This window comes from Exiguobacterium sp. s192 (genome assembly GCF_018618795.1).
GTDB lineage: Bacteria > Bacillota > Bacilli > Exiguobacteriales > Exiguobacteriaceae > Exiguobacterium_A > Exiguobacterium_A undae.
In genome coordinates this window covers 66532-92115 of the sequence record NZ_JACSMS010000008.1, presented here as the reverse complement: position 1 = coordinate 92115, position 25584 = coordinate 66532, and the positions used below count along the sequence as shown (strand labels likewise).

26 protein-coding genes are annotated in these 25584 nt (G+C 46.8%); 15 read left to right on the top strand and 11 right to left on the bottom strand.

All coding sequences use genetic code 11. The features are described 5' to 3' along the window. Nucleotides 1-94 precede the first annotated feature (94 nt). The 3 genes from KNP87_RS13000 to KNP87_RS12990 all read right to left on the bottom strand — a co-directional run bounded on the left by KNP87_RS13000 (nucleotide 95) and on the right by KNP87_RS12990 (nucleotide 1880). On the bottom strand, nucleotides 95-898 hold the full coding sequence (locus tag KNP87_RS13000) for an SMP-30/gluconolactonase/LRE family protein (RefSeq protein WP_026832048.1): 804 nt from the start codon (nucleotides 896-898) through the stop codon (nucleotides 95-97). 43 nt (nucleotides 899-941) lie between these two features. After that, nucleotides 942-1466: a YceI family protein gene (locus tag KNP87_RS12995; protein ID WP_214721932.1), complete on the bottom strand. Its 525-nt coding sequence runs from the start codon at nucleotides 1464-1466 to the stop codon at nucleotides 942-944. A gap of 150 nt (nucleotides 1467-1616) precedes the next feature. After that, a complete protein-coding gene (locus KNP87_RS12990) occupies nucleotides 1617-1880 on the bottom strand; it encodes a metal-sensitive transcriptional regulator (protein WP_012371399.1) in 264 nt (87 codons plus the stop codon). A gap of 226 nt (nucleotides 1881-2106) precedes the next feature. Between KNP87_RS12990 and KNP87_RS12985 the strand changes: the two genes are divergently transcribed. From KNP87_RS12985 to KNP87_RS12975, 3 genes are all read left to right on the top strand, one after another. Further along, complete coding sequence (locus KNP87_RS12985; RefSeq protein ID WP_214721931.1) at nucleotides 2107-2652, top strand: RNA polymerase sigma factor; 546 nt, start codon at nucleotides 2107-2109, stop codon at nucleotides 2650-2652. Beyond that, complete coding sequence (locus KNP87_RS12980; protein ID WP_214721930.1) at nucleotides 2652-3413, top strand: anti-sigma factor; 762 nt, start codon at nucleotides 2652-2654, stop codon at nucleotides 3411-3413. Before KNP87_RS12985 ends, KNP87_RS12980 begins: the two co-directional genes overlap by 1 nt. Before the next feature lie 178 nt (nucleotides 3414-3591). Next, on the top strand, nucleotides 3592-5634 hold the full coding sequence (locus KNP87_RS12975; protein WP_214721929.1) for a putative bifunctional diguanylate cyclase/phosphodiesterase: 2043 nt from the start codon (nucleotides 3592-3594) through the stop codon (nucleotides 5632-5634). A gap of 251 nt (nucleotides 5635-5885) precedes the next feature. Here the strand turns inward: KNP87_RS12975 and KNP87_RS12970 are convergent, their stop codons facing one another. Genes KNP87_RS12970 through KNP87_RS12960 form a run of 3 tightly spaced genes read right to left on the bottom strand, consistent with a single transcriptional unit; the run spans nucleotide 5886 to nucleotide 7918 of the window. Then, nucleotides 5886-6233, bottom strand: a complete 348-nt coding sequence (locus tag KNP87_RS12970; RefSeq protein ID WP_214721928.1) for an iron-sulfur cluster biosynthesis family protein — start codon at nucleotides 6231-6233, stop codon at nucleotides 5886-5888. A gap of 51 nt (nucleotides 6234-6284) precedes the next feature. Then, nucleotides 6285-7013, bottom strand: coding sequence for a TspO/MBR family protein (locus KNP87_RS12965; RefSeq protein WP_026832054.1), 729 nt, complete (start codon nucleotides 7011-7013; stop codon nucleotides 6285-6287). Between the two features lie 59 nt (nucleotides 7014-7072). Beyond that, nucleotides 7073-7918, bottom strand: a complete 846-nt coding sequence (locus KNP87_RS12960; protein ID WP_214721927.1) for a DegV family protein — start codon at nucleotides 7916-7918, stop codon at nucleotides 7073-7075. 186 nt (nucleotides 7919-8104) lie between these two features. Between KNP87_RS12960 and KNP87_RS12955 the strand changes: the two genes are divergently transcribed. The 6 genes from KNP87_RS12955 to KNP87_RS12930 all read left to right on the top strand — a co-directional run bounded on the left by KNP87_RS12955 (nucleotide 8105) and on the right by KNP87_RS12930 (nucleotide 13084). Beyond that, nucleotides 8105-8650 carry a helix-turn-helix domain-containing protein gene (locus KNP87_RS12955; protein ID WP_214721926.1) on the top strand — a complete coding sequence of 182 codons (546 nt, stop codon included), beginning with the start codon at nucleotides 8105-8107 and terminating at the stop codon, nucleotides 8648-8650. A 13-nt stretch (nucleotides 8651-8663) separates the two neighbouring features. Next, entirely contained in the window at nucleotides 8664-9758 is a 1095-nt protein-coding gene (locus KNP87_RS12950; RefSeq protein ID WP_214721925.1) for an ABC transporter ATP-binding protein, read from the top strand. Then, entirely contained in the window at nucleotides 9758-10564 is an 807-nt protein-coding gene (locus KNP87_RS12945) for an ABC transporter permease (RefSeq protein WP_214721924.1), read from the top strand. Before KNP87_RS12950 ends, KNP87_RS12945 begins: the two co-directional genes overlap by 1 nt. Continuing rightward, complete coding sequence (locus KNP87_RS12940; RefSeq protein ID WP_251135606.1) at nucleotides 10564-11364, top strand: ABC transporter permease; 801 nt, start codon at nucleotides 10564-10566, stop codon at nucleotides 11362-11364. The genes KNP87_RS12945 and KNP87_RS12940 overlap by 1 nt, the downstream gene beginning before the upstream one ends. A gap of 3 nt (nucleotides 11365-11367) precedes the next feature. Beyond that, nucleotides 11368-12441 (top strand): ABC transporter substrate-binding protein, encoded by a 1074-nt coding sequence (locus KNP87_RS12935; protein WP_028105702.1) that lies wholly within the window; start codon nucleotides 11368-11370, stop codon nucleotides 12439-12441. 133 nt (nucleotides 12442-12574) lie between these two features. Then, nucleotides 12575-13084 (top strand): hypothetical protein, encoded by a 510-nt coding sequence (locus tag KNP87_RS12930; protein WP_026832061.1) that lies wholly within the window; start codon nucleotides 12575-12577, stop codon nucleotides 13082-13084. A 32-nt stretch (nucleotides 13085-13116) separates the two neighbouring features. Here the strand turns inward: KNP87_RS12930 and KNP87_RS12925 are convergent, their stop codons facing one another. Continuing rightward, complete coding sequence (locus KNP87_RS12925) at nucleotides 13117-13725, bottom strand: YktB family protein (protein ID WP_026832062.1); 609 nt, start codon at nucleotides 13723-13725, stop codon at nucleotides 13117-13119. Between the two features lie 249 nt (nucleotides 13726-13974). Here KNP87_RS12925 and KNP87_RS12920 point away from each other — a divergent pair, with 249 nt between their 5' ends. Next, nucleotides 13975-15552 carry a GGDEF domain-containing protein gene (locus KNP87_RS12920; RefSeq protein WP_251135605.1) on the top strand — a complete coding sequence of 526 codons (1578 nt, stop codon included), beginning with the start codon at nucleotides 13975-13977 and terminating at the stop codon, nucleotides 15550-15552. 155 nt (nucleotides 15553-15707) lie between these two features. Here KNP87_RS12920 and KNP87_RS12915 read toward each other — a convergent pair whose 3' ends face one another. The 4 genes from KNP87_RS12915 to KNP87_RS12900 all read right to left on the bottom strand — a co-directional run bounded on the left by KNP87_RS12915 (nucleotide 15708) and on the right by KNP87_RS12900 (nucleotide 19906). Continuing rightward, a complete protein-coding gene (locus KNP87_RS12915) occupies nucleotides 15708-16358 on the bottom strand; it encodes a homing endonuclease associated repeat-containing protein (protein ID WP_028105704.1) in 651 nt (216 codons plus the stop codon). Between the two features lie 268 nt (nucleotides 16359-16626). Beyond that, a complete protein-coding gene (locus KNP87_RS12910; protein WP_214721922.1) occupies nucleotides 16627-18276 on the bottom strand; it encodes a peptide ABC transporter substrate-binding protein in 1650 nt (549 codons plus the stop codon). 325 nt (nucleotides 18277-18601) lie between these two features. Further along, nucleotides 18602-19051 (bottom strand): thioredoxin-dependent thiol peroxidase, encoded by a 450-nt coding sequence (bcp, locus tag KNP87_RS12905; RefSeq protein WP_026832066.1) that lies wholly within the window; start codon nucleotides 19049-19051, stop codon nucleotides 18602-18604. A gap of 12 nt (nucleotides 19052-19063) precedes the next feature. Then, nucleotides 19064-19906 (bottom strand): hypothetical protein, encoded by an 843-nt coding sequence (locus tag KNP87_RS12900; RefSeq protein ID WP_214721921.1) that lies wholly within the window; start codon nucleotides 19904-19906, stop codon nucleotides 19064-19066. A gap of 111 nt (nucleotides 19907-20017) precedes the next feature. On the opposite strand from KNP87_RS12900, the gene KNP87_RS12895 reads away from it, so the two are divergent. The 5 genes from KNP87_RS12895 to gatA all read left to right on the top strand — a co-directional run bounded on the left by KNP87_RS12895 (nucleotide 20018) and on the right by gatA (nucleotide 25578). Then, the gene (locus tag KNP87_RS12895; RefSeq protein WP_026832068.1) at nucleotides 20018-20305 is read left to right on the top strand and encodes a HesB/YadR/YfhF family protein; all 288 of its coding nucleotides are present in this window, start codon (nucleotides 20018-20020) and stop codon (nucleotides 20303-20305) included. Between the two features lie 126 nt (nucleotides 20306-20431). Continuing rightward, nucleotides 20432-21976 (top strand): L-glutamate gamma-semialdehyde dehydrogenase, encoded by a 1545-nt coding sequence (pruA, locus tag KNP87_RS12890; RefSeq protein WP_028105707.1) that lies wholly within the window; start codon nucleotides 20432-20434, stop codon nucleotides 21974-21976. Nucleotides 21977-22055: 79 nt separating this feature from the next. After that, the gene (gene putP / locus KNP87_RS12885) at nucleotides 22056-23567 is read left to right on the top strand and encodes a sodium/proline symporter PutP (protein WP_285801250.1); all 1512 of its coding nucleotides are present in this window, start codon (nucleotides 22056-22058) and stop codon (nucleotides 23565-23567) included. A gap of 261 nt (nucleotides 23568-23828) precedes the next feature. Then, nucleotides 23829-24119, top strand: a complete 291-nt coding sequence (gene gatC / locus KNP87_RS12880) for an Asp-tRNA(Asn)/Glu-tRNA(Gln) amidotransferase subunit GatC (protein WP_014971273.1) — start codon at nucleotides 23829-23831, stop codon at nucleotides 24117-24119. A gap of 16 nt (nucleotides 24120-24135) precedes the next feature. After that, complete coding sequence (gatA, locus tag KNP87_RS12875) at nucleotides 24136-25578, top strand: Asp-tRNA(Asn)/Glu-tRNA(Gln) amidotransferase subunit GatA (protein WP_214721920.1); 1443 nt, start codon at nucleotides 24136-24138, stop codon at nucleotides 25576-25578. Nucleotides 25579-25584 lie beyond the last annotated feature (6 nt).

Sequence of the window (25584 nt, the reverse complement as noted above, 5' to 3'; positions counted from 1 at the left end):
CACTCCCTCGTCAAAATATTCGCTTCTCTTTCAGTATCGCCTGTTTTAGTACAGGCGTCCACAAAAAAACTCCCTTAAAAGGGAGTCTTAAACATCAATACGTGACTTCGAAAACGGCACCGGCATGTTCGGCGTCGTCGCCGTCCGCGGCCGTCGTAACGAGTAAACGGTCTTCGTACAAAATCGGACAAGTCGGATTCGAGACAGGGAACTCGACATGGGCAAGTTTTTCACCTGTTTCAAGATTCCAACGCGTTAAGCACGACCCGGCATAATGGGCGATGAAGACGTGACCGTCCCGATCTTTTGTCATGCCGTCCGGGAAACCATCCTCGTCTTCTAAATCGATGGCGACACGACGGTTCGTCAACGGTTGATCCGCCGCATAATCAAAGGCATAGACCTTTTTCGTCGGCGTATCGATGTGGTAAAGCGTCTTACCGTCTTCCGACCAAACGAGTCCGTTTGAGTTCGTTAAGTTTTCAAGCAAGACATCGACTGAACCGTCATGACGCAAGCGATACAGCGACGCTGTTTCACCGTCTTCTTCATTGATGCTACCCGCTACATATTGACCGGACGGATCCAGTTTCCCGTCGTTCATCCGATCCGATTCAGGCAGTGTCAACTGGGTTTCCAGTGAGAGGCGTCCTTCTTTTAAGTCGAACGTCCCGAAGCCGTGTGCCGACGTGACGCGCAAGAAGTCCGGTGCGTCCGTCAAGGCGATCGAAGTGATCGCGCTTGGCAACTGATACGGTTTTAATGCTTCTGTCGTTAAATCATATGAAAAAAGAAGCTGACCCGGAATATCGACGAAATAAAATCGTTTTGTTTTGGCATCGTACACCGGTGATTCACCGGTCTTACAAGAAACATCAATAAAAAGTGACACTGTCATATCATTTCCCCCTACAGATACTGTTACGTGAATTGATTAATGATTAAGCGTGAATGAATTCGAGGTGCAATTGGAACTTCACATCACTGCCGACCAAGACGCCACCGGCTTCGAGTGCGACATTCCATGTCAGGTTATAATCTTCGCGTTTGATTTTACCGTCCACTTCAAAACCGGATCGTGTATTGCCCCAAGGATCGACGCCGCTGCCTTCATACTCGACCTTAAACGTTTCCGTCCGCGTGACGTCTTTAATCGTCAGATCACCCGTGACTTCATATTCGTCACCGGAGTGTTTTTTAAACGAAGTCACGCGGTAAGTAATGTTCGGATATTGCTCGACATCAAAAAAGTCAGCAGATTTCAAATGCGTATCGCGGTCATTGCTGCGAGTGTCGATGGTTGAGACTGGAATCGTCACGACAGCGGAGGCATGTTCTAAATCATGCGCTTCCCCGCTGACATCAAACGTAAAATCACGGAATTCCCCTTTTACTTTTGAAATCATCATATGTTTGACTGAGAATGAAATGGAGCTGTGGTCTTGATCGAGCTGATACGTGGTCATGGTCGATTCCTCCTCATATTCAATTCACTTTAGGCATGCCTTTTAATGTTCCTTTTTATCTTGATTGCAAAACATCTAAATGAAGAGAATCAAAAATGCCCTGCTCCGCATTCAGACGGAGTAGGGCAAGTAAACGATCCAAAGGGACGATCAACGACTTTTGACAAGTAAGTTGACCGCTTCCTTGACCAATTCTTCAGTTTGTCCTTCACCGGACTGTTCCGCTTCTTTGACACACTCGATGAGATTCGAGCTGACGACGACACCGATCGTCCGGTCGATCGCGGAACGCGCAGCGGACAATTGGGTGATGACATCACGGCAATCTTGCCCTTCTTCCATCATGCGCAAGATACCACGAAGTTGTCCTTCGATGCGGCTGACCCGATTCTTCATTTTCCGATCGTAATCCATTCATTTTCCTCCATTCTAAGATGCAATCCGTCTATTCGATATCTTTATGCTATGCCCATCATGGTATTGCTGTCAATCCAACCGCTTTTTGAGCTATATTTTTTAGTAGAATAGGGAATATGGATGTGGTGGACAAAAAAATGAAAAAAGATAAAAAACTAAAACGATTTCGCGTCAGCTTGCGTATACTATATGATAAGGCTGACTGATCACAAGGAGGAGAAGGATGCATACTCAATCCGATGAATCGCTTTATCATGAGATGCGCAGTGGAGATGAACTGGCTCTGGAAGCACTTTACGAAAAGTACGAAAGGCTTTTGTTCTCATTCGCTCATCGCTTTACGAATAACGATCGTTTATCAGAAGAAGTCATTCAAGAAGTCTGGATGAAGATATGGAACGGACGCGTTGATTTTAATACCGATAAAGGAAAGTTCTCCTCTTGGATATTAACGATTACCCGCAATGCCGCTCTTGACTGTTTAAGACGTGAAAAACGACAACCGACAATCGAAGTCGAGGAACGGGATGGTGGATTCGATGAACCCGTCGAACGCACTGTCATGGAACGGGAGACCGCTTCGGAGGTCCGGAATGCCGTCAGCGAATTAAAACCGGATCAGCAAGAATTGATTGAACTGGTTTATTTTAAAGGATTGACCCAGCAACAAATCTCAGATCAATTGAATTTACCGCTCGGAACGGTAAAAACGAGAATCAGGAGTGCCATCCAATCACTCCGGAAAATAATAGACGGGAGGGAACGTTGATGGAAGAACGTTGTCATGACTTAATCGACTACTTCAACGGCACATTATCAGCTAGCGATCGCGACGCGTTCGAAGCACACTTGGCAACTTGTGATGACTGTAAGCAGGCGCTTCAAGAGATGCAAGACTTGATGCTCCCCATCGCGGAATCGCTTCCGGTACGACCGGTACCAACAGGCATGAAATCAAGAATTCTCGGGGAGGTCCTCGGATCTGCCCGTCCGACTGAAGAACCACTGGAGTCGACATCGAACGAGCCCGTTCGTCAGGAAACGCCACACGTTTCCGAGTTCGAAACCGCTCAAGCCGAGAAAAAGAAAAAGCGTTCCGTCCCACTCGGATGGTTGATGAGTATTGCGGCCGCCTTAATTCTGTCACTTGGTGCCAACGCGTATTTCCTTTCACAGGACGAAGCTTCGCCGGAGGAAGAGTTCGCGATGGACGAAGTCAAAGGAATGGGCAACTTTGAGAGTACCGCCTCCATCAAGGGATCAAGCATGATCTTCACGAAAGATGATCAGGAATATATGCTCGTTCAACTGAAAGATTTACCGCCTTTAAAAGAAGGGGAGTTGTATCAGCTCTGGACGATTCAAGGGGACACCCCACGCGCGAACGGAGTCATTGAACAAGATGGGGAAGCTGCTGCGGTCTTCCCGCTGAAAGGAGACGGAACGATTGATGCCGTCGCCATCACCGTCGAACCGGAACCGGATTTAGAGAAACCGACCGGTGAAATCGTCGCTTCTGTCGCTTTATAAAAAAATGCTCACACGAGATGCCGGAATTCCGGCATCTTTTTTTTGTCCTTTTTCGAGTTTGTCCGTCCATTTTAGAAAAAGCAGATCGATTCTGATGAAATTTCGGAAGAAGACTGAAGAAATGATGGCAAGTAGACGATACTAATAGGAATGTCAGTCAAAAAGAGAGGCACTTACCATGAATGAATGGATCATCTTAACAAAACACTATGAAGAGACATTGGTCATCCTATCGGTCATCGTTGCCATCGTCGGATCCTATGCTTCTCTTGAATTAAATCGCCGGTTAGCCAAGGCAACCTTTTTGAAAAAACGCGCACTGTTTTTATCTTCATTAACAATGGGATTGTCCATCTGGGGCATGCACTTTGTCGGGATGGGGGCATTTGAGTTGGCAGTCCCGGTCAGCTATGACTGGTTCTTGATGTTTTTGTCGATCGTACCCGCCGTGACGGCCGCATGGATTGCCTTTCATTTATTATATTATTCAGAGCTCACCTGGAAAAAGGTGATGGTTGCCGGGACCTTCATGGGCGTCGGAATTGCGATGATGCATTATCTGGGAATGGTCGCGATGCAGTTCGGCGGCGATGTCCGTTATGACGCAACGTTGTTTATCTTATCGGTCCTGATCGCGATTACGGTCGCCTATGTAGCACTGCTATTGCTCTACGTGACACGTCATGTCAAGAAAAAACGGATTTTGATTCCCGTCGCGATTGTGATGGGATTTGGTATTTCAACGATGCATTATGTCGGTATGCTCGGAACGACGTTTTGTATTCCGAGTACTTCAAACGTTGAGATCGCAGCAGGTCCGGTGACATCGAATGTCCTGAGTAATGTGGCCGTTCCTGTATTCATCATCATCATTCTGATTGTTGGATTGTATATACATCTCGAGCGTCGGGCCTTGCAGGTGATGGCGTATACCGACCACTTGACGGGTCTTCATAATCGTCGGTGGCTCGATCATCACATGCACAAAGTCGATGCCCAGTACAGCCGGACCAAACAACATATGGCGATGGCCTTACTTGATCTGGATGGCTACAAATGGATCAATGATACGTTTGGTTTTGATCAAGGAGATGCCGTCATTCGTCAATTTGCGGATCGGATTAAAGGTTTACTGCGAGAGGATGAAGCGTGTATCCGGTACAACGGAACCCAGTTTTTCCTGATTCAAAACATTGATCCGCATCAGCTCGAGCCAGCATTCACTGAGGTGTTGGAAGCGATTCGGCAACCGATTTCGCTGGAAGGACAAGAGATTCATCTGACAGCGACGATGGGCATCATCGTCCCGAATCCGGAAGATACGTTGGAGATGCGGATTGGTCAGATGGAAAGTGCTTTACGCGCCGGAAAAAATGAAGGGCGCGACCGTTTCGTCATTTACGATGAAGCTCTCCATTCTGACCGCCGGGAGCAGCAAATCGTCGGTTCGTTACGTCGGGCGATGACGGATTTTAAAGAATTTAATCTGGTCTATCAACCGAAAATCGCATTAGCGACAGGGAAAGTGGAACAGGCGGAAGTCCTGATTCGTTGGAATCATCCGAAGTTTGGATTCATCTCACCGGCAGAATTCATTCCGCTTGCGGAAAAGTACAGTCTGATTCATCGGTTGACGCAGTGGGTGCTCCAAGAAACCGTCAATCAGATGGAAGTGTGGCGGGAAGAAGACCACTTCATCCGGCAAGTCTCAGTCAACCTGTCGGCGATGCATTTCCGTTCCGAATCACACAACTTGATGATCAAGGAAATCGTACATCACTCACTGAAAAATGGCGGAGAGCTGCAACTGCAACTCGAAATCACAGAGACGTCTGTCATGGAGAACTTGGAACGGGCCCTCTTGATGCTAGGTGAATTGAAGCAGTTGAGTTTAACGATTGCGCTTGATGATTTCGGAACAGGCTTATCTTCGTTGACGCACTTGAAGCACCTGCCGATCGATATTCTGAAGATTGATAAATCCTTCATTGATGAAGTACCACACGATGAGCGGGGGACGGCGATCACGGAGATGATCATTCAGCTAGCGAAGAGTCTCGGGATTGAAGTCGTTGCGGAAGGCGTCGAGACGCTCGAACAACATGAATTCCTAAAACGACTGGGTTGTGATTATGGACAAGGGTATTATTACAGCCGCCCGGTTCAGGTCAAGGATTTGGACCAGCAGACGATCGAACGAACGGTTCTGAATGTCGGCTGAAACTGTCAAAAAAGAAATCCGTTTTACTGTTTTATACGTATACTAGATAAGCACGCGGGTACAATGCGTGTGATCATGGGGGACGCAACAGCTTTATGAACAGATTCCGGGCAGGGATTTGTTCGACTCGTGCAAGATGCAGACAGAATCGCAGTACATTTACGATACGACTCGCTCTGTAATCAACCCAGCTCCTGTCTGTCCATCTAACTACAAAGGCAGCTTCCGTAAAGGAAGCTGCCTTTTTTGATTCATCGGTTAGCCGTCAGCTGACAGCCCGTTTGATCCGTGACAAGAACATTCGTATTGAAATATTGACCGTCACTTTTTAAAATCAGTGATTTCTTCTCGGCGTTGTAGTCGAGGGTCATCTCTTGATCGAGAAAGTGGCTCGACCAACGTTTGACGAGAACAGGACCAACGTTTGAGTCGATCGTCATATCTTCGTCTGTTGCGGCAGGGACAAGCCGGATGCTGAAGATACCGGAGTTCCCGCAACCACAACCTTCTGTATCGTAGTAAAGATGCAATTGACCTGTCGTATCGCCACGTAATTGGTCGATGCGACCAAGAGCGGCTTCTGTAAATGTGATGCGCATGACATTCACTCCTTTGATACTAGTATACGCCGAACGGAACGGAAAATAACGTTACTTGCTCACGTGTACTTGGCGGCGCATCCGGACGAGCAAGAAGACATATCCGGCGAGTAAAACGACGACGCTGCCCAAGACGACCGTATCCACCAGTCCGTTATCTGACTGGAAGTTGATCGCGATATAGGCCCAGACGAAAACGAGCGGATAGATCGGATCGCGGTTCGCAAACATGAACAATAAGGCGACGACGACACCGACACCCAGCATGATCATCGTCCAACCGGCATCCCCGATGCCAAGCAAGGAGTTAATGTTTTCTGTATCGAGTGTCAGGAAGATGTTGGCGATGGTTGCGACCGACACCCAACCGAGGTAGAGCGAAAACGGAAGCTTAAAGCGTAATGCTTTTGTCTCGCGATCGATTTTCGAATAAATGACGATCAACGAAAGCAACAGACCAACGATGACGACGACAGACAATGGGAACAATTTGAAGGAGAACGTGACGATCCAAGCAGCATTAAACAGACAGCTGATCAAGAACCACGGACCAATCTTCTTCGCAATCTCATGTTCCTTGAACTTTGGAATCGTCTGTAAAATCAACCAAACGAGTAAAATTGCATAAATCAATCCCCAAATTGAGAACGCGTAACCTGCGGGTTTGAAGAGTGTCGAAATCGTATCCGAAATACGACCTGTTTTTCCACCGTCTAACGCATTGATGGCAATCGTGAAGACAAAACCAAGCCAGTTGAGCCAAATCCATTTGTTTTTCAAAACAAAAACCTCCTTTAATCTCTAAAGGAGGTTTACCCGGATTCCGGAATTTCTAGACATCATCGTCGGCTCGTCGGATTGAGGAAGGACATGCCGATCGCCGGATTACCGGTATGGGAACCGAGGACAGGCGTCAGATTATCGATTCGGACCGTAACGTCAAACCGTTGCTCAAGCGCCGTCTTCCACTCGAGTGCCAAGTCGTAAGCAGTCGCATGAAACAACGAGACATCGGTCACGGTGCCGCTCTCGAGCATCTCGACGAGGTGATCAAAAATCTTGCCATGTGCCTTTTTAAAGGTCCGGACCGTCTGATACGGTACGATTTTTCCGTCTTCAAAGTGGAACAGGGGACGCAGTTGAAGCAAATTACCGACAAACGCCTTTGTCGAAGAAATCCGCCCGCCGGCCTGCAGTTGATCCAAATTGGCGACAGTAAATTCAATATGATGATCGAGTCGACGGTTCAGAATGTATTGTTCGATGTCTTCGACGGCAGCACCTGTTGCTGCCATTTCGATCGCTTCCGCCAACAGTTGACCTGCCGGATAGATCCCGCAACGGGAATCGATGGCAATCAACCGAAAACCGGCAATCTCTGCTCCTTGGACCGAAGCATTGTACGTACCGCTCAGTTCACTGGATAGATGAACCGCAAAGCCGATATCGTACTGTTCTTTTAAGCGTTCATAGTGTTCGGTGAACGTTCCGATCGATGGTTGGCTTGTCGTCACCTTATGCTTGGCACCAATCCATTCATAAACGGTTTCTGCTTGGACGTCGACGCCGTCGACAAAACTCTCGCCATCCTTCATGACGAGAAGCGGGACGACGGTCAGGTCGTCACGGCCGGCGATCGAGTCCGGTAAAATGGTTGTACTGTCTGTAATCCATGCAATTTTCATGCTGTCTCCTCCTTGTTTTAGTACCTGATATTAATTGTAGGTGTAAGCGTTATCGCTGTCAAATGAACCTCGGAAAAATTAAAACATTTTAGTTGATTAATTGACTGAATACGCTATAATCGGTACGTGATTAGTAAACTTAAAGTCGTCTTATACTAAACTAGCGAATCAAAAGGAGGGCGTGGATTGCGTACGATCGGCAATAAAATCAAGAATCTGCGTCTTCAAAAAGGGCTGACACAAGAAGAGCTCGGTGAAAGAACGGATTTGAGTAAAGGATACATCTCGCAGATTGAACGTGAAATCAGTTCACCGTCAATTGAGACCTTATTCAGTCTGCTCGAAGTACTCGGTATCTCCGCAAAAGATTTTTTCGATGATGATACATTAAATCAAAAGGTCGTCTATGCACAAAATGATGTCACGAGTTATGAAGATATAGAGCAAGGGTATCACGTGACGTGGTTGATACCAGAATCAAACGAGAAAGATATGGAACCGGTATTACTTCAATTGGCGCCAGGAGGCGCGTTCAAGACATACGAACCGTCAGGAGCCGAGACGTTTGTCTACGTGTTAGAAGGACGTGTGACACTTCAGCTGGGACGACAATCCTATATCGCAGCCCAAGGCGAGACATTATACTATAAGGCTTCGGAAATTCATCAATTACGAAACGAATCGGATATGAAGACAAAGGTACTGGTCACGGCAACGGATTCGTACCTATAAGGAGGAACAGAACTTGGCAGAGAACACAATCATTCAATTTACAGACGTGACAAAACGGTTTGACGATCAGACCGTCCTCGATCGGGTCAGTTTTGAGATCGAACGCGGAAAATTCTATACCTTGCTCGGACCATCGGGTTGCGGAAAGACCACCGTCTTACGCCTGATTGCCGGATTCACGGAGGCGACGGAAGGCGATATTCTGTTTAACGGGAAACGAATCAATGATGTTCCTGCCAATAAACGACAGGTCAATACGGTTTTTCAGGATTATGCTTTGTTCCCACATTTAAATGTTTTTGAAAACATCGCATTTGGTCTGCGGATCAAGAAGATGAAGGAAGCGGAAATCAAGACACGTGTGCTTGATGCGTTGAAGTTCGTCAATTTGTCCGGATATGAATCGCGGGAAATCACAGAAATGTCGGGTGGACAACGTCAACGGGTAGCGATTGCCCGGGCCATCGTCAATGAGCCGGAAGTCATCTTGCTGGATGAACCGTTATCGGCACTCGATTTAAAACTCCGGACCGAGATGCAATATGAACTACGGGATTTACAACGTCGTCTCGGCATCACATTCATCTTCGTCACACACGACCAAGAGGAAGCACTGGCGATGTCGGATGAAATCTTTGTCCTGAATCACGGTCTGATTCAACAATCGGGAACACCGACGGATATTTACGATGAACCGATCAACCGCTTCGTCGCGGACTTCATCGGCGAATCGAACATCATCCCGGGCCGGATGCTGTCGGATTACCGCGTATCGTTCGCGGAAAACGAATTTGATTGTGTCGACCGGGGGCTTGAGTTGAATGAGCCGGTTGAAATCGTCATCCGTCCGGAAGACCTGGAGATCACGGGTGTTGCGCAAGGGAAGTTACGTGTCACGGTCGATTCCCAGTTATTCCGCGGCGTTCATTATGAGATTGCCTGCATGGACGAGGTCGGAAACGAGTGGCTCGTTCACAGTACGAAAAAAGCGACCGTCGGCGAACAAATCGGTCTGACGTTTGATCCGGAAGCAATCCACGTCATGCGTCTGAATGAGACGGAAGAGGAATTTGATAAACGTCTGGAATCCTACGACGGGGTGCTCTGATGCAAAAAACACGCAACTGGTATCTCATCCCGTATAGTTTTTGGATTGCGCTGTTCGTCATCGCGCCGATCGTCCTTGTCGTCTATTATTCGTTTTTGGATCTTGAAGGGAACTTTTCGCTCATTAACTATCAAAAGTTCTTCAGCTCAACCTATTTGACAATGACGTTAAGTTCATTTTGGTATGCCTTTTTAATCACGGTATTTTCACTCGCTATCGGTTATCCGACGGCGTATCTGCTGACGAAAACGAAACATAAGCAACTCTGGTTATTGTTGATTATCTTACCGACATGGATCAACTTATTGCTTAAAGCGTATGCCTTCATCGGTCTGTTCAGTACGTACGGACTGGCGAACCAGACGCTTGAAGCGATCGGCATCGGTCGGCAACAGATTTTGTTCACGGATTTCAGCTTTGTGTTCGTTTCCGTCTACATCTTCATTCCGTTTATGATTCTGCCGATTTTTAATGCGCTTGAAAAACTCAATCCATCGCTTGTCTTTGCGGCACGGGATCTCGGGGCTTCAAACTTCATGACGTTCCGCCGGGTTGTCTTCCCGTTGACGCTTGACGGCGTCAAATCAGGCTGTCAGCTCGTCTTCATTCCGGCGCTGTCGCTGTTCATGATTACACGTCTGATTGCCGGGAACCGTGTCATCACGCTGGGGACAGCGATTGAGCAACAATTCCTCGTCACGCAGAACTGGGGCATGGGTGCGACGATCGCCGTCTTCTTGATCATCGCAATGGCCATCATTCTTGCTTTGACGAGCACAAAACGGAAGAAAGGGGCGACAACGTGATGAAACGACTGAAACTAGCGAATCTCTATTTAATCGGTGTCTTCATCATCTTGTACGCACCGATTCTTTACCTGGCATTTTACTCGTTCAACAGTGCCGATAACATGACAAATTTCGAGTCCTTCACTTGGGACTGGTACAAAGAAGTTTTCCAGGATTCACGGCTTTTGATCATCGTCTTGAACACCTTGGTCATTGCCCTCTTATCGGCAGCGATTTCCACGATTATCGGTGTATTTGGGGCGATCGGAATTCAGGCGGTCCGACGCAAGCGGATTGAGACGTCGCTGTTGACGCTCAACAGCATCTTAATCGTCAGTCCGGACGTCATCATCGGGGCATCGTTCTTGATTTTCTTTACGATGCTTGGGATTAAACTCGGGTTTACGTCGGTATTGTTATCGCATATTGCGTTTTCCGTCCCGATCGTCGTCATTTTGGTTCTTCCGAAACTGCAGGAGATGAGTCCGACGCTCGTCGATGCGGCGCGTGATTTGGGCGCAAGCCGACTCGATGTCTTGACGAAGGTCATCCTGCCGTACATCACGCCGGGAATCTTTGCCGGATTCTTTACGGCGTTGACGTATTCGCTTGATGATTTTGCCGTGACGTTTTTTGTGACGGGGAACGGATTCACGACCTTGTCCGTTGAAATTTATTCACTCGCCCGACAAGGAATTTCAATGAAAATCAATGCCTTATCGACAGTGATTTTCCTGTTCACGTTCCTGCTTGTCATCGGCTACTACTTCTTAAACCAACGTGCTGCGATGAAGCTGTCCCGACCGGAGGTGAAATAACCGATGAAAAAACTTATTCAATTGTTCGTCGCGATTTTTCTAATATCGGGGATCATTTTATTTGCTTTGAACCGGTTAAACGCGACACAAGGGTATTCGGGTGAAAATGTCTTGAACATCTATAACTGGGGCGATTATATCGATCCTGAACTGATTGACCAGTTTGAAAAAGAGTCGGGTATCAAAGTCGTTTACCAAACGTTTGATTCGAACGAAGCGATGCTGACGAAAGTCGAACAGGGCGGGACAACGTATGACATTGCGGTTCCTTCCGATTATGCCATCGCGAAGATGATCGATGAAGAGTTGGTCCTGCCGATTGATCAGACGAAAATCCCGAATCTCAAAAACATCGATGAACGTTTCTTGGATTTATCGTTTGATCCGGGCAATCGCTACTCGATCCCTTACTTTTGGGGAACGGTAGGTATCGTCTATAACGAGAAATTGATTGACGGGAAACAACCAACGAGTTGGAAAGATCTTTGGGATCCGGCTTTAAAAAATCAAATTCTTCTGGCTGACGGAGCACGCGAAGTGATGGGGATGAGTTTAAACAGCCTCGGTCATTCGTTGAACGAAACGGACGAAACGAAGCTGCAGGCGGCAAAAGCCAACTTGATGGAGTTGACGCCAAACATCAAAGCGATTGTCGGTGATGAAATCAAATTGCTGCTTGCAAACGAAGAAGCCGGAATCGGCGTGGTCTGGTCGGGTGATGCCAATGAAATCATGAGTGAAAATGAAAATTTAAACTATGTGATTCCGAAAGAAGGTTCCAATGTCTGGTTCGATAATATCGTCATTCCGAAAACAGCGAAAAATGTGGACGGGGCGCACCAGTTCATCGACTTCATGCTTGAGCCGGAGAATGCGGCGAAGAATGCCGATTACGTCGGCTACTCGACACCGAACGCAGCGGCTCTGAAATTACTGGATAAAGAAGTGCGGGAAGATGAACGTTTTTATCCGAACAAAGAAGTCACGGATACACTAGAAGTATATGAAAATCTCGGTAAAGAAATGTTGGCTCATTATAATGAGCTATTTTTAGAGTTTAAGATGCATAAGAAATAACAAAGAAAAGTTGTCGCCTTTTAAGGTGACAACTTTTTTTAAAATATTTTTTAAAAAAATGTATTGAAAGTGAATAGTATTTCAAAAATGGGGGAATGAGATATTTATCAAGCAATTCAAGGGGGAGTACATCATGAAACAAATTTTTGGTCTTATCTTAACTGCCGCACTTACCGTGAGCCTTGTCTCAGGTCCTTCATATAACGAATCTGCAGAAGCTGCCAAACCGACGGACGTCGATTGGTTGAAACAAATCAAAACAAGTGCGACACAAGCAAAATCGACCGACAACAAAGTGAAACTCGAACAGACGACTTTAGCTCAGGTACATAACGCGTATAAAGGGGAAAGAAACTCGACGTGGTGCCAAAGCGGGAAAGGCTTAGTCACACCAAACAAAGCCGTTCATTATTGTTCAACATTCGGCGTGCCGGATCGGAAAGCGAAAGTTTCGGCAATCGTCTACAACCCGAAAGCAGTTGATCGAACAGTCTCTGTCAAAGAAGTTCAAAAAGCCTATTCAACGGCCAAGCTCGATAAAACGTTTAATGTCATGACGGTTTCGACGAAACAGGTCAACATTTATCTAAATTTAAATTCTGACCGTACACAAGTCATGTCAATTCTAGTAAAATATAACTAACGAACAAAGGATGACCTTTTAGGCCATCCTTTTTATTTAATCTTTTTATAGATTGGGACGAGTTGTTCGTAGGTATTTCGAATCATCTGGACTAAGTCATCATGTGACATCGCACTGACTTGATCTGCCGAGACATGGCGACCGACTAAAAACTCTGCCTTTTTTACATCCCGGAAGCGGACGAGACCTTGCTCGAGCGTCGTCTCATCAATCGGCTGTGCGTCCTTTTTCATATGGTCATAGGAAATGACGAAGTCAGACGGGAGCGCATGCAGGAGCTGCTGCTGTTCCAACAACTTGGTCGCGTACTGTGATTTGTTCGGAAGCTCGTAAATATAGGCCAACCAGATGAATAAGTGGTCATCGAACAGACCGACTTGAAAATGAGGATGTTTTTTATACCCTCTTTTGTTAGGAGAAAAGGCCATCCACGTATCATTGGGTGGATTTACTTTCCGACGTGCATGCTGTGCGATATGCACATACATATCTTCTGCAAGATGAACGGTTAAATCAGGAGAAACGTCTTGCCCGATCTGTCTGAAGACGGGCTGTATCCGTTCCCGAATCGCCTCCATCCGTTGTTCCAGTCCATCGATTTGAAACGCATTAAATGCTTCTTTTGTAAATTGATTAGTCACTGAATGATCACCTCTATTATCAGTGTAACAAATTAGCGCGTTCAGAATAGACTTCCATGCTCAGGTAAGGAATAATAAAATTGTGTTTTCCATTTATATACAAAAATGTTTTGGGAAGGGGAAGTCAACGTGCGTCGCTTTCAACAATATCTCCTTCGAAGCTGGATTGTCTTTTTTCTTGTGGTCATTGGGATAGACCTACTGGCGAAAACAAGAGATTACAGTCCGAGTATCGATTTTTTTACATTCATGCTGGTTGTGGTCTTGGCTACGATTTTTGTCATTGATCCGGTTCGCAGAAGACATATGAGTTTTACCTTTCATTTTGGATTCGTTCTTTTTACTTTTTTAACATATGGTTTATTATCAGCCGTCTGTGTCGGTCAATTAACGATGTTGATTTATCAATTACGGACTGTTCACACGGCAATCGGACGGAGACGTATGCTACATAATTATCCGTTTAACGTCACGCTCGAATTATTATTGATCTTGCCGGCAGGGCTTGCCTACAATGCGTTAGGCGGCACACACGGGCAAGATTTCACCTTGATTCAGAATCTTGGACCATTGCTCGTCATGGTCGTGATTTTATGGTGTGTCTTATTGTTCCAATACAAACTATCGAATTTTTTACTCGGTGAAAATATTCCGAGCAGTGTCATGTTACCGTTATTACGTTTTGAAGCTGTCGTCATCGGGGCAGAGTTATTGTTTGGTGTTTTCAGTACATTGATGGTGCAAAACAACGGAAACAGTGGTCTGGTCATGACCGCCTTTGCGCTCTTCATCATCAAACGTTCACTCGGCAGTTCCGTTCATGCTAGTGATCGGATGGAACACTGGGAACAAATTGAACGTTTAAAAGAAGCGGCCTGGAAAGACGGCGATGCTCAGTTCATCATCGAGCGGTATCTCCGGCAATTAAATCATTTTGTTCGTCCTGATATCGCCTGGATCAAGTTTGACTTCAGTGATGGTCATTCCGTTTACTATTCGTTGAAGGATGGGCGGAAATTAAAAGCCGATCATGTCCGGGGGATTGTCATCGAAGAAATCATCGAAGAAAAAGAAGAAGTGCTGCTATATGGCATGCAGCAAGAATGGGATATCCGTCTCTATGATTGTGTTCCGGAAGAAACCCAGTCCATTTTATTCATTCAGCCGGAAGCAACGGAAAAAATCAACTGCTCCTTATTCTTGGCATCCGAGGCGAGCGGTGAATTCACAAAAGATTTTGGCTATGAACTGTACCGGGCGTTACGTGTGCTGTCTTGGGCCGTCGAACGGGCGCAGGAGCGGGAACGCCTCTTGACGGACAGCCGGACTGATGCGATGACCAAATTGCCGAACTACCGTGCCTTACAGGAGTGGGGCGATCGACGGATCAGACAACGGGACCTCTATCCGTTCTCGGCCTTAATGATTGATTTGGATCACTTCAAGCAAATCAATGATACGTATGGGCACGAAGTAGGGGACGTCGTGTTGTTCGAAGTCGCCAAACTTTTGATGCAGGCGACACGCATCACGGATCTCGTCGCCCGGTATGGTGGTGAAGAGTTTGTCGTCTTATTGCCGAACACCGATCTTGATTCCGCACAAATCGTCGCCGAACGGATTCGTGAGACGCTTCATGCCAATCCGATTCAAATCGAGGAACATACATTAAACATCACAGCCAGCATCGGAATCGATACATTAAACGAGCTCGGTGATTTAGCGAGCCTGATCCGGAATGCGGACCGCGCGATGTACATTGGTGCGAAGTTCCAAGGACGAGATCGTGTCGCATCGTATCAGGAATGGAAAGAACGTGTCGTTTGATGAAGAGACGCAAGAACCGCTGAATGATCAGCGGTTCTTTTTTTGTCGTTGAGAGGAGAAGGCAGTCGAAAGACGATGGAAATAAAACACGCCTCGTTCTGATGAAAGAACGAGGCGTGTTCGTCGAATCGTTAAAATAAAGAATAAAAGCAAGATTATTGAGCCTGTTGTTTACTGATCCGGATTTCACTTTCGATGGCATGAATCGCAGCCGACCATGAACCATAGCGGTGCAGCAACGCTTTGGTCGAGGGTTTGTTGTTGCGTTTTGCCCATTCGCGGTATGCTTCGAATGAGAGGGAGAAACCGACTTCTTCGATCGCTTGGCGAAGTGAAGCGGCAAGTTCTGCTTTTGAATACGTCACACTGGCTTCTAATCCGGCTGCCGTACAGGCATCATGCCATGACCCGAACATCTTCACGATATGATAATGACTCGGGGCATGATGAACCGATTTTCGCCAGATCTGATACTTCTTTAATGTGATCGTCGAACCGACATCTTGAGCGTAACGATGAAACGATTTTAAGATTTCATCTTTCGTATATTTTGGAGCACGCTCGAGTTCTTCCGGTTGCTGATCGATATGCCATTCGTATCCGGCTGCGGATAAGGCTTCCGGCCAAGAACCGAACTGACGGATGATGGTCTCAGGTTGTGGCCAACCATGTTCGATGGCGTAGCGACGGTAAATCGTCCGGCGGGGACGGTCTTGAATCAGCTCGCCCAATGCTTGGATGGCTTGGATCATTTCCAATTGTTCCTCCGTCCATGCTTGCTGACTCGTAAGTACACGTTGTTTCAAGGGTGAGTCCTCCTTCCTAGTCAATCGTAATAGTTGAGGCAAAAGTCCTCTGTATAGAATATATCGGCGCTTTTCCATTAATTATGAATAATTACCGTGAAATATTGTAAATAAAGTGAAAATCATTCTTCAGCTAAGTATAAATGGAAGTAATTCAAATGAAAACAGAATGTTATCAATTTTTAATGAATGATATAAAAACAGTTCATTTGACTCATATGGAAAAAAAGACCAGACACGCATATGGCGGTCTGGTCTGAAGTCCTGCTTATTTTCCTTCGATGTATGTCCATTTGAACGAAGTATCCGCACCCACTTTGTGGTTAACGATTCCCTTGACGTAAGGCTTACGTAAGAGTGAAGCACCGCGTTGGTACATAACCGAGATCGCTTGATCGTCTTCAAGTAAAACTTTCTCTGCGTCTTTGAGGGACTGCCAACGTTTCTCAGCATCCGTTTCCTTCATTGCCGATTTGATGAGTGAATCATACTGGTCGCTTGAGTAGCCACCGCGGTTGTACGGTCCACCTGTCATCCACATATCGAGGAATGTCATCGGATCCTGATAGTCAGGTCCCCAACCAGCGAATGAAAGTTCGAACTCGCCTTTTGATTCAAGCTCCAGCTTGTTTTTAAACGGCTGTTGTTTGATTGTAACTTCAAGACCCGGAAGGTTTTTCTCCCACTCGCCTTTGAGGTACTCAGAGATTTTCTTCGAGTTGTCGTCATCATACGAGAGAAGTTCAAGTTTGACTGTCTTCTTGCCGACGTCTTTCAGACCTTTCTCGAACGAAGCTTTTGCAGATGAAGCGTCGAATGAGCCGAATCCTTCGTTGCCGTCACGGAAGTCTTTTCCGTCCGGACCTTTTGCGAATTCTTTAGGCACATAGTAGTAGGCAGGGATTGATCCGTTGTTCAAAAGAACTGCTGCCATCTGCTCTTTGTCGTAACCAGAATCGATTGCTTTCCGGATGTCTTTGTTTTTGAGCAGTTCATTTTTGAAGTTCATTTGGATGTAGTACATCGAAGCATCAAGACGTGTGTCGAACTCATCACTGTCTTTATACTGATCAACGAACTCACTTGTCAGACCGACTGTGTCGATGTCACCTTTTTCATAGAGGTTGACGGAAGTCGAAACTTCCTTGACGACTTTGTAGTTCACTTCTTCAAGTTTAACCGTGTCGGCATCCCAGTACTGATCGTTTTTCTTGTAGCTCCAGCCGACTTCTGTTTTCCAGTCCGTGAGTTGGAACGGTCCGTTGTAGAGGAAGTTTTCTGGGTTTGTCGCAAAGTCTTTTCCTTTTTCTTCGACGAATTCTTGTTTGAGCGGCATGAACGAACCGAAGCCCGTCAACGCTTTAAAGTATTCAGCCGGTTGTGTCAGCTTAACTTCAAGTGTTTTGTCGTCCACTGCTTTGACGCCGACATCAGCTGGTTTTCCTTTTCCAGTGTTGTACGCTTCTGCACCGTCGATGATATACATGATGTACGCATATTGCGATCCGCTTTTTGGATCAAGGACACGTTTCCAGGCATACTCGAAGTCTTTCGCCGTGACGTCACTTCCGTCCGACCACTTTGAATCACGTAATTTGAATGTGTATGTAAGACCATCTTCAGAGACGTCTACACTTTCAGCGACACCAGGTGTTGCTTCTTGTTTCTCATCAAGGCGGAACAGACCTTCTTGAACGTTATTGAGGACTGTGAATGAAACGGAGTCCGTTGCAACGGTTGGGCTGAGTGCCGGGATATCTGAACCGCTTGTCAGGTTAAGGACTTGTTTGTCCGATGCTTTTTTCGTATCCGTAGAACCTGATGTCTCTTTTGAGTCGTCCGTAGAACTACAAGCAGCAAGGCTTGATCCAGCGATTGTCAGGGCACCAACGAGTGCGAGTGTCTTTTTCTTCTTCATAATAATAAGTTCCCTCCCAAGAATGAATATATATGATTGAAATATGAGTACCGATTAGAATAGCGATCCGGTGTCCTATAAAAAATAAGAGGGGTCATCGCCTTTTATTTGTTGAAGGAAAGCACCGGATCAACTTGTTACCAATAATAAATACAATATTCAGAAAAATCAATAGCTTATTTTCAGATTATTTCAAAATCATTAAAATTTCATGTGTTATCAACGTTTTTTTTGTAAAAATAATTTTTTAGGGAGGATAATATTGGGAAGGAAATAGGAATTGAAAATGAAAACACGCGAATCGCTTCGCGTGTTTTCGGGTCGATCAATCGAGTTGGTCAAGAAAGGAAAGTGCTTCTGCGACATGGTCTTTGACTTTTACAGAACGCCACTCCTGAATTAGTTCACCTGATTCGTTAATTAAAAACGTCGAGCGAACAATTCCATAATATTCCTTTCCGTAATTCTTTTTAAGTTGCCAGACGCCATACTGTTCACAGACGGTATGCTCGACATCGGACAATAACTCGAATGGAAGTTCGTATTTCGAAATAAAGTTCTGGTGCCGTTTTTGACTGTCAGCCGAAATACCGAGGATGACGGTATTTTTCGCAGCGAAGGCTTCCGTTGCGTCACGGAAATCACAGGCTTCTGTCGTACAGCCCGGTGTAGAATCTTTGGGATAGAAGTAGAGGATGACTTTTTTGCCGCGGTAATCACTTAACGAAATCAAGTCTCCTTGTGCATTAGGCAGTGTGAAATCAAGTTTGTTCATGAATAGTCCTCCTCAGCCGAGTTCCATGTTTAACTGGTCGGCGTATTTTTCGAGCTTCTTTTGCAGGCTTTCTTTTAAAGGGTCAAGAGCAATCAAATATTTTTCGAAATCCGTGCCGGCTTTTGCCGTCTTTAGCAACAAGGCTTGTTCATCACGGTACCAGTCGGCGTAATCTTCATAATAGTCGACCAGTGTCTCCGGATTTCCTTCATTGCCGAGGGCTTGACCGTAAATCATCAAGATGTTGCTGTTCATCTCAAGCGCCATATAGTCTGTCTGGGCATTGACGCGTGTGAAGACTTCGTCTTGTTGATCTTCTTTCGTATTCCCGACGGCTTCCGCGGCTTTCGCGTTGACCCCATATTCGTCGGCATTAAAGGAATCAAACATCGAGGCGAGTGTCGTAAAGACTGCAGGCTCAAATGTCGTCGGGACGATGACGACCTTCCATTCATCTTCCTGCTTCAAAAACAGCTTGGACGCCCGGTTCGGGAGGGGGGAACCGTCTTCATCGTTAAACTCGTGAATGACGTAAGCTACATTCCCTTCTTGAAAGCTTTTGACGACCTTACCCGGTTTGATTTTTAAGTTTTTAGCACCAAGCATGGCAGGGCGGAGTAATTGTTCCTCTCCGGTATATTCGATCCGGGCAAGGGCTTTGGCGTCAGCCGCACCGGACTGCCCGACGGTTTGTTGGTACGTCTTGTAGACAGCGAGAACGTCTTGATCCGCTTGTTTGGTTTGTTTCGTTTCCGTTGACTTCGGGGATTCAGTATCAGTAGACGGAGCAGAATCGTTTCCACATCCGACGAGGATGATACTCGTTGACGCTAATATCGTCAGCAATCGTTTCATTTTTGGTTCCTCCTAATGAAAAACATCAATACTTTGTGTCTTCACCATACAGGAAATTCGCTTTTTTGAGTAGGGAATAGGTACACTAAACTAAAGGAGAGTGGGTTCAAGATGAAAATTCACGTAACAGACGAAGCATTACAATACTTCAAAGAAGAGATGGAAGCAAAAGAAGGCGACACGATCCGATTTTTCGCCAAATACGGCGGATCAACTGATCTGACACAAGGGTTCTCAGTCGGAGTCCACATGGAAGCCGTTGACCGGGCGGCAGTCGAAGAAACCGTCGATGGAATTCATTTCGTCGTTTCCGACCAAGATGACTGGCTGTTCCAGGGACAAGACGTACAAGTATCCGTCAAAAACGAAGAAATCGTCTTTTCACAGGCGAAGCAATAAGCAGGACATGAAGGGGGCCAAATCGGTCTTCTTCATTTTTTTGGCTAGAATAATTGTAAGCGGCGACATGCTTCTGTACAATGGAGAATGTAAGCGATTAAAAGCAAGTATAAAGGGGGAATAGAGATGATTCCGTACAAACACGAACCATTCACGGACTTCTCACAGGAAGCAAACAAGAAAGCGTTCGAAGAGGCGTTAACTCTTGTATCGAAAGAGCTTGGCAAAGATTATCCACTCGTCATCGGGGGAGAACGCGTGACGACAGAGGACAAAATCGTTTCTGTCAATCCGGCAAACAAAGAAGAAATCGTCGGACGCGTTTCGAAAGCGACACAAGCGCATGCTGAAGATGCGATGCAAGCGGCAGTCAAAGCATTTGAGACGTGGAAATTCGTTAATCCGAGTGTTCGTGCGGACGTCTTATTCAAAGCGGCGAACATCATCCGGAAACGGAAACATGAATTCTCAGCTTATCTCGTCAAAGAAGCGGGCAAACCATGGAACGAAGCGGATGCGGATACAGCAGAAGCGATCGATTTCCTTGAGTACTATGCGCGTCAGATGCTTGTCTTAAAAGAAGGTAAAAAAGTCGAGAGCCGTCCGGGTGAATACAACCGGTACGACTACATTCCACTTGGTGTCGGTGTCATCATCTCGCCATGGAACTTCCCACTTGCGATCATGGCAGGGACAGCGGTTGCTGCGATCGTTGCAGGAAACCCGATTCTCTTGAAACCAGCATCAACGACACCGGTCGTCGCTGCAAAATTCGTTGAAGTCATGGAACAGGCAGGTCTTCCGGCGGGCGTCTTGAACTTCATTCCAGGACCGGGCGCAGAAGTCGGTGACTACCTCGTCGATCACCCGAAAACACGTTTCATCAGCTTCACGGGTTCACGTGATGTCGGACTCCGGATCAACGAACGTGCTTCGAAATTGAATGACGGTCAAATCTGGCTTAAACGTGTCATCGCTGAAATGGGCGGAAAAGACACGATGGTCATCGATGAGTCAGCCGATCTCGACTACGCAGCAGATATGATCACAAAAGCCGCATTTGGTTTCTCTGGTCAAAAATGTTCAGCGTGTTCACGTGTCGTTGCGCTCGATTCAGTCTACGACGAGTTGCTCGCGAAAGTCGTCGAGAACACGAATAAACTCAGTATCGGGAACCCGGTTGATGTGACGAACAACGTCGGTCCGGTCATCGATGCAGCTGCTTTCAAAAAAATCACGTCATACTTCGACGTCGCGAAACAAGAAGGCCGGATCGCAGCGGGTGGTACGGCTGACGATTCAACAGGATACTTCGTCTCGCCGACAATCGTCGCGGATGTAAAGCCGACGGATCGTCTGATGCAGGAAGAAATCTTCGGACCGGTCGTGGCGTTCACGAAAGCAAAAGACTTCAAAGAAGCGATCGATATTGCAAACAACACGGAATACGGTTTGACAGGTGCTGTCATCACGCAAGACCGGACGAATCAAGAGTACGCACGTGCGAATTTCCACGTCGGTAACTTGTACTTCAACCGTGGTTGCACAGGTGCAATCGTTGGATACCAACCGTTTGGCGGCTTCAACATGTCAGGAACGGATTCAAAAGCAGGCGGTCCAGATTACTTGACGTTACACCTTCAAGCAAAAACTACTTCTGAAATGTTCTAAAATGATGTTTAATAGATGAAACGGGTATGCGACCTGCATACCCGTTTTCTTTTTACATCATGGAAAAGGGGGAGCAAGGATGAATGGAATGTGGTTTGCGATTCTGCTGTATCTCGGCCTGATGGTCGCGCTTGGTGTGATCGCCTATTATCGGACGAAGAACATGAATGATTATATGCTTGGAGGTCGGACGATTGGTCCCGTCGTCACTGCGCTCTCAGCAGGAGCAAGCGATATGAGTGGGTGGCTGTTGATGGGATTACCGGGGGCGATGTTTGCAACTGGTCTGTCCAGTGGCTGGATTGTCATCGGATTATTGCTCGGTGCGTATGCCAACTGGTTGCTCGTCGCTCCACGCTTACGTGCGTATACGGCACATGCCGGGGATGCAATCACGATTCCGGACTACTTTGAAAAACGATTCCACGATAAAAGTGGGGTTTTGCGTACCGTTTCAGCTGGAGTTATCTTAATATTCTTTATAATGTACGCGTCAAGTGGTTTTGTAGCCGGTGGTCGGTTGTTTGAATCGGTGTTTGGGTTGGAATATACGACCGGTTTATGGATTTTAGCCGGAGTCGTCATCGCCTATGTGTTCCTCGGCGGATTCCTCGCCGTCAGTTGGACGGATGTCGTGCAAGGGATGATCATGGTCATTGCCTTATTAATCGTCCCAGCCGTCACGTTGTCACTCAGCGGCGGGATCAATGAGACGCTTGAGACGATCCGTTCGACGGACGGATCGAAACTGGAATTGTTTAAAGGAACGACGGTTGTTGGAATCGTTTCATTACTCGCGTGGGGACTCGGTTACTTTGGTCAACCCCACATCATCGTCCGTTTTATGGCGATTCGGAACTTACACGAGATGAAAGCAGCACGTCGTGTCGGGATGATCTGGATGACGTTCTCGATTGTCGGCGCGATGGTGACAGGCTTGTTCGGATACGCTTACTTCACGCAACAAGGCGGGACGCTCGAAAATCCGGAGAACGTCTTCATTCAATTGTCGCGTGATCTATTCCCAGGGTTCGTGACCGGTTTGTTACTGGCAGCGTTACTCGCTGCCATCATGTCAACGATTTCGACGCAGTTACTTGTTTCATCAAGTGCCGCAACAAATGATTTTTATCAACGGTTCTTGAAGCGGAATGCGTCGGATAAGGAACTGATGGTCGTCGGTCGTGTGATGGTCCTCGTGGTTGCTGTCCTTGCGATTTTGTTGTCGTTTGGTGCTCAAAAATCAATTTTAACACTCGTCGGATATGCCTGGGCCGGATTTGGTGCTGCGTTTGGACCAGTCGTGCTGTTCAGCTTATTATGGCGCCGAATGAACAAACATGGGGCTCTTGCCTCGATGATTACAGGAACAGTCGTCGTCATCGGATGGATTTTGATGGTTCAAAACGTCAGTGGTCTGCCATCGTATATCGCCGACCTGTATGAAATGATTCCTGCGTTCTTCGCGTCGACGGTTGCGCTCGTTGTCGGTAGTCTGTTGACGAAAGCGCCAAGTCAGGCAATTTATGATGAATTTGATGCCGTCCAAGCTCAGCTTAAAGGAGCGGAACAAGAACGGAAAGTAGTGTAACGATGCACAGAGGAATGGGAGAGGGGAACCTCTCTCATTTTTTTGGTAATGCTGTTTTGAATATTCAGATTTTTTGTTTTGCTTCTCGACAGCTTGGGTAATTCATAACTAGAAGCTTTCTGCCCGGAAGCTTTGCTACCCCTATAAGGACGATGGTGCGGACCTCCCCCCGATGCACCATCGTCTTTTTTGTCTGGACAAAAAGTGCTATGATTAGAAATAGTGTAAAATATATTGAAAAAGTTCCGGAGGTGGAATCAGATGGCAAAGATTAATGAAGAACAAGTCCGCCATGTGGCGCATTTAGCACGTCTCGCCGTAACAGATGAAGAGGTTCAACAATTTACCGTTCAACTCGAGAAGATTCTTGGGTTTGCAGAACAATTAAATGAGCTCGATACGACAGGGGTCGAACCGACGACACACGTCCTCGATCTCAAAAACGTCTTGCGTAAAGACGAAGTACGCCCATCACTTCCGCGTACGGAAGTAGAACGACTCGCACCTGATTGGGAAGACGGACAAGTCCGCGTCCCGGCAGTGTTCGAATAAGGAGGAGACCACCGATATGTCACTTTTTGAACATGGTGTAAAGAACTTACACACACTCGTCAAAGATGGGGAAGTTAAAGTATCTGAACTTGTCCAAGAATCCTTTGACCGGATTGACCGCGTTGATGGAAAAATCGGAGCCTTTTTGTCTCTGAATGAAGATGCTTTCGAACAAGCAAAACGAATGGACGAAATCGCAAAACACGAAGCAAGCCCGTTATTCGGTTTGCCGATTGGTGTCAAAGACAACATCGTCACAAAAGGAATGACGACGACATGTGGTTCGAAGTTCCTTGAAAACTTCGTACCGGCTCACGATGCGACGGTCGTCGAACGGCTGCATGAAGCAGGTGCCGTCACAATCGGGAAGTTGAACATGGATGAATTCGCGATGGGATCATCAAACGAAAACTCGGCGTATAAGCCGGTTCGCAACCCGTGGAACACAAAACACGTACCGGGCGGTTCGTCAGGCGGTTCAGCGGCAGCTGTCGCAGCAGGAGAAGTCTTGTTCAGCCTTGGTTCTGATACGGGCGGTTCGATTCGTCAGCCGGCTGCGTATTGTGGTGTCGTCGGTTTAAAACCGACATACGGTCTTGTCTCGCGTTTCGGTCTCGTCGCCTTCGCGTCGTCACTCGATCAAATCGGACCGGTGACACGGACTGTCGAAGACAATGCGTACTTATTGAGTGCGATTGCCGGACACTGCGACATGGATTCAACGTCGGCTAACGTCAACCCGACCGATTATACTCAAGCATTGACGGGTGACATTAAAGGCTTGAAGATTGCCGTTCCGAAAGAATATTTCGGCGAAGGTGTCAGTGAAGGCGTCAAGGAGAATATCCGGACGGCCATCAAGAAACTTGAGTCGCTTGGTGCGACGGTCGATGAAGTCTCGCTTCCGAACTCGAAATATGCGCTTGCGACATATTACTTACTCGCTTCTTCAGAAGCCTCATCGAACTTGGCACGTTTCGACGGCATCCGTTATGGTGTCCGCGCCGAAGCCGATGCGCTCGAAGATGTCTTCAAGTATTCGCGCGCTCAAGGTTTTGGTGACGAAGTCAAACGCCGGATCATGCTCGGAACGTATGCCCTCAGCTCAGGCTATTACGATGCGTACTATAAAAAAGCACAACAAGCACGGACATTGATCAAACAAGATTTTGACCAAGTCCTTGCGAAATACGATGTCATCATCGGACCAACTGCACCGACTCCAGCCTTTGAACTCGGGGCACAGAACGATGATCCGGTCACGATGTATGCGAACGATATCTTGACGATTCCGATCAATTTGGCAGGTGTACCGGCGATTTCGGTTCCAGCCGGTCTCGTCGACGGATTACCGGTCGGTCTGCAAATCATCGGAAAACACTTTGACGAGGCGACGATTTATCGTGCTGCGCATGCATTTGAGCTTGCGACCGGTGGATTCGCGCTTCCGAAGTTATAAAGGAGA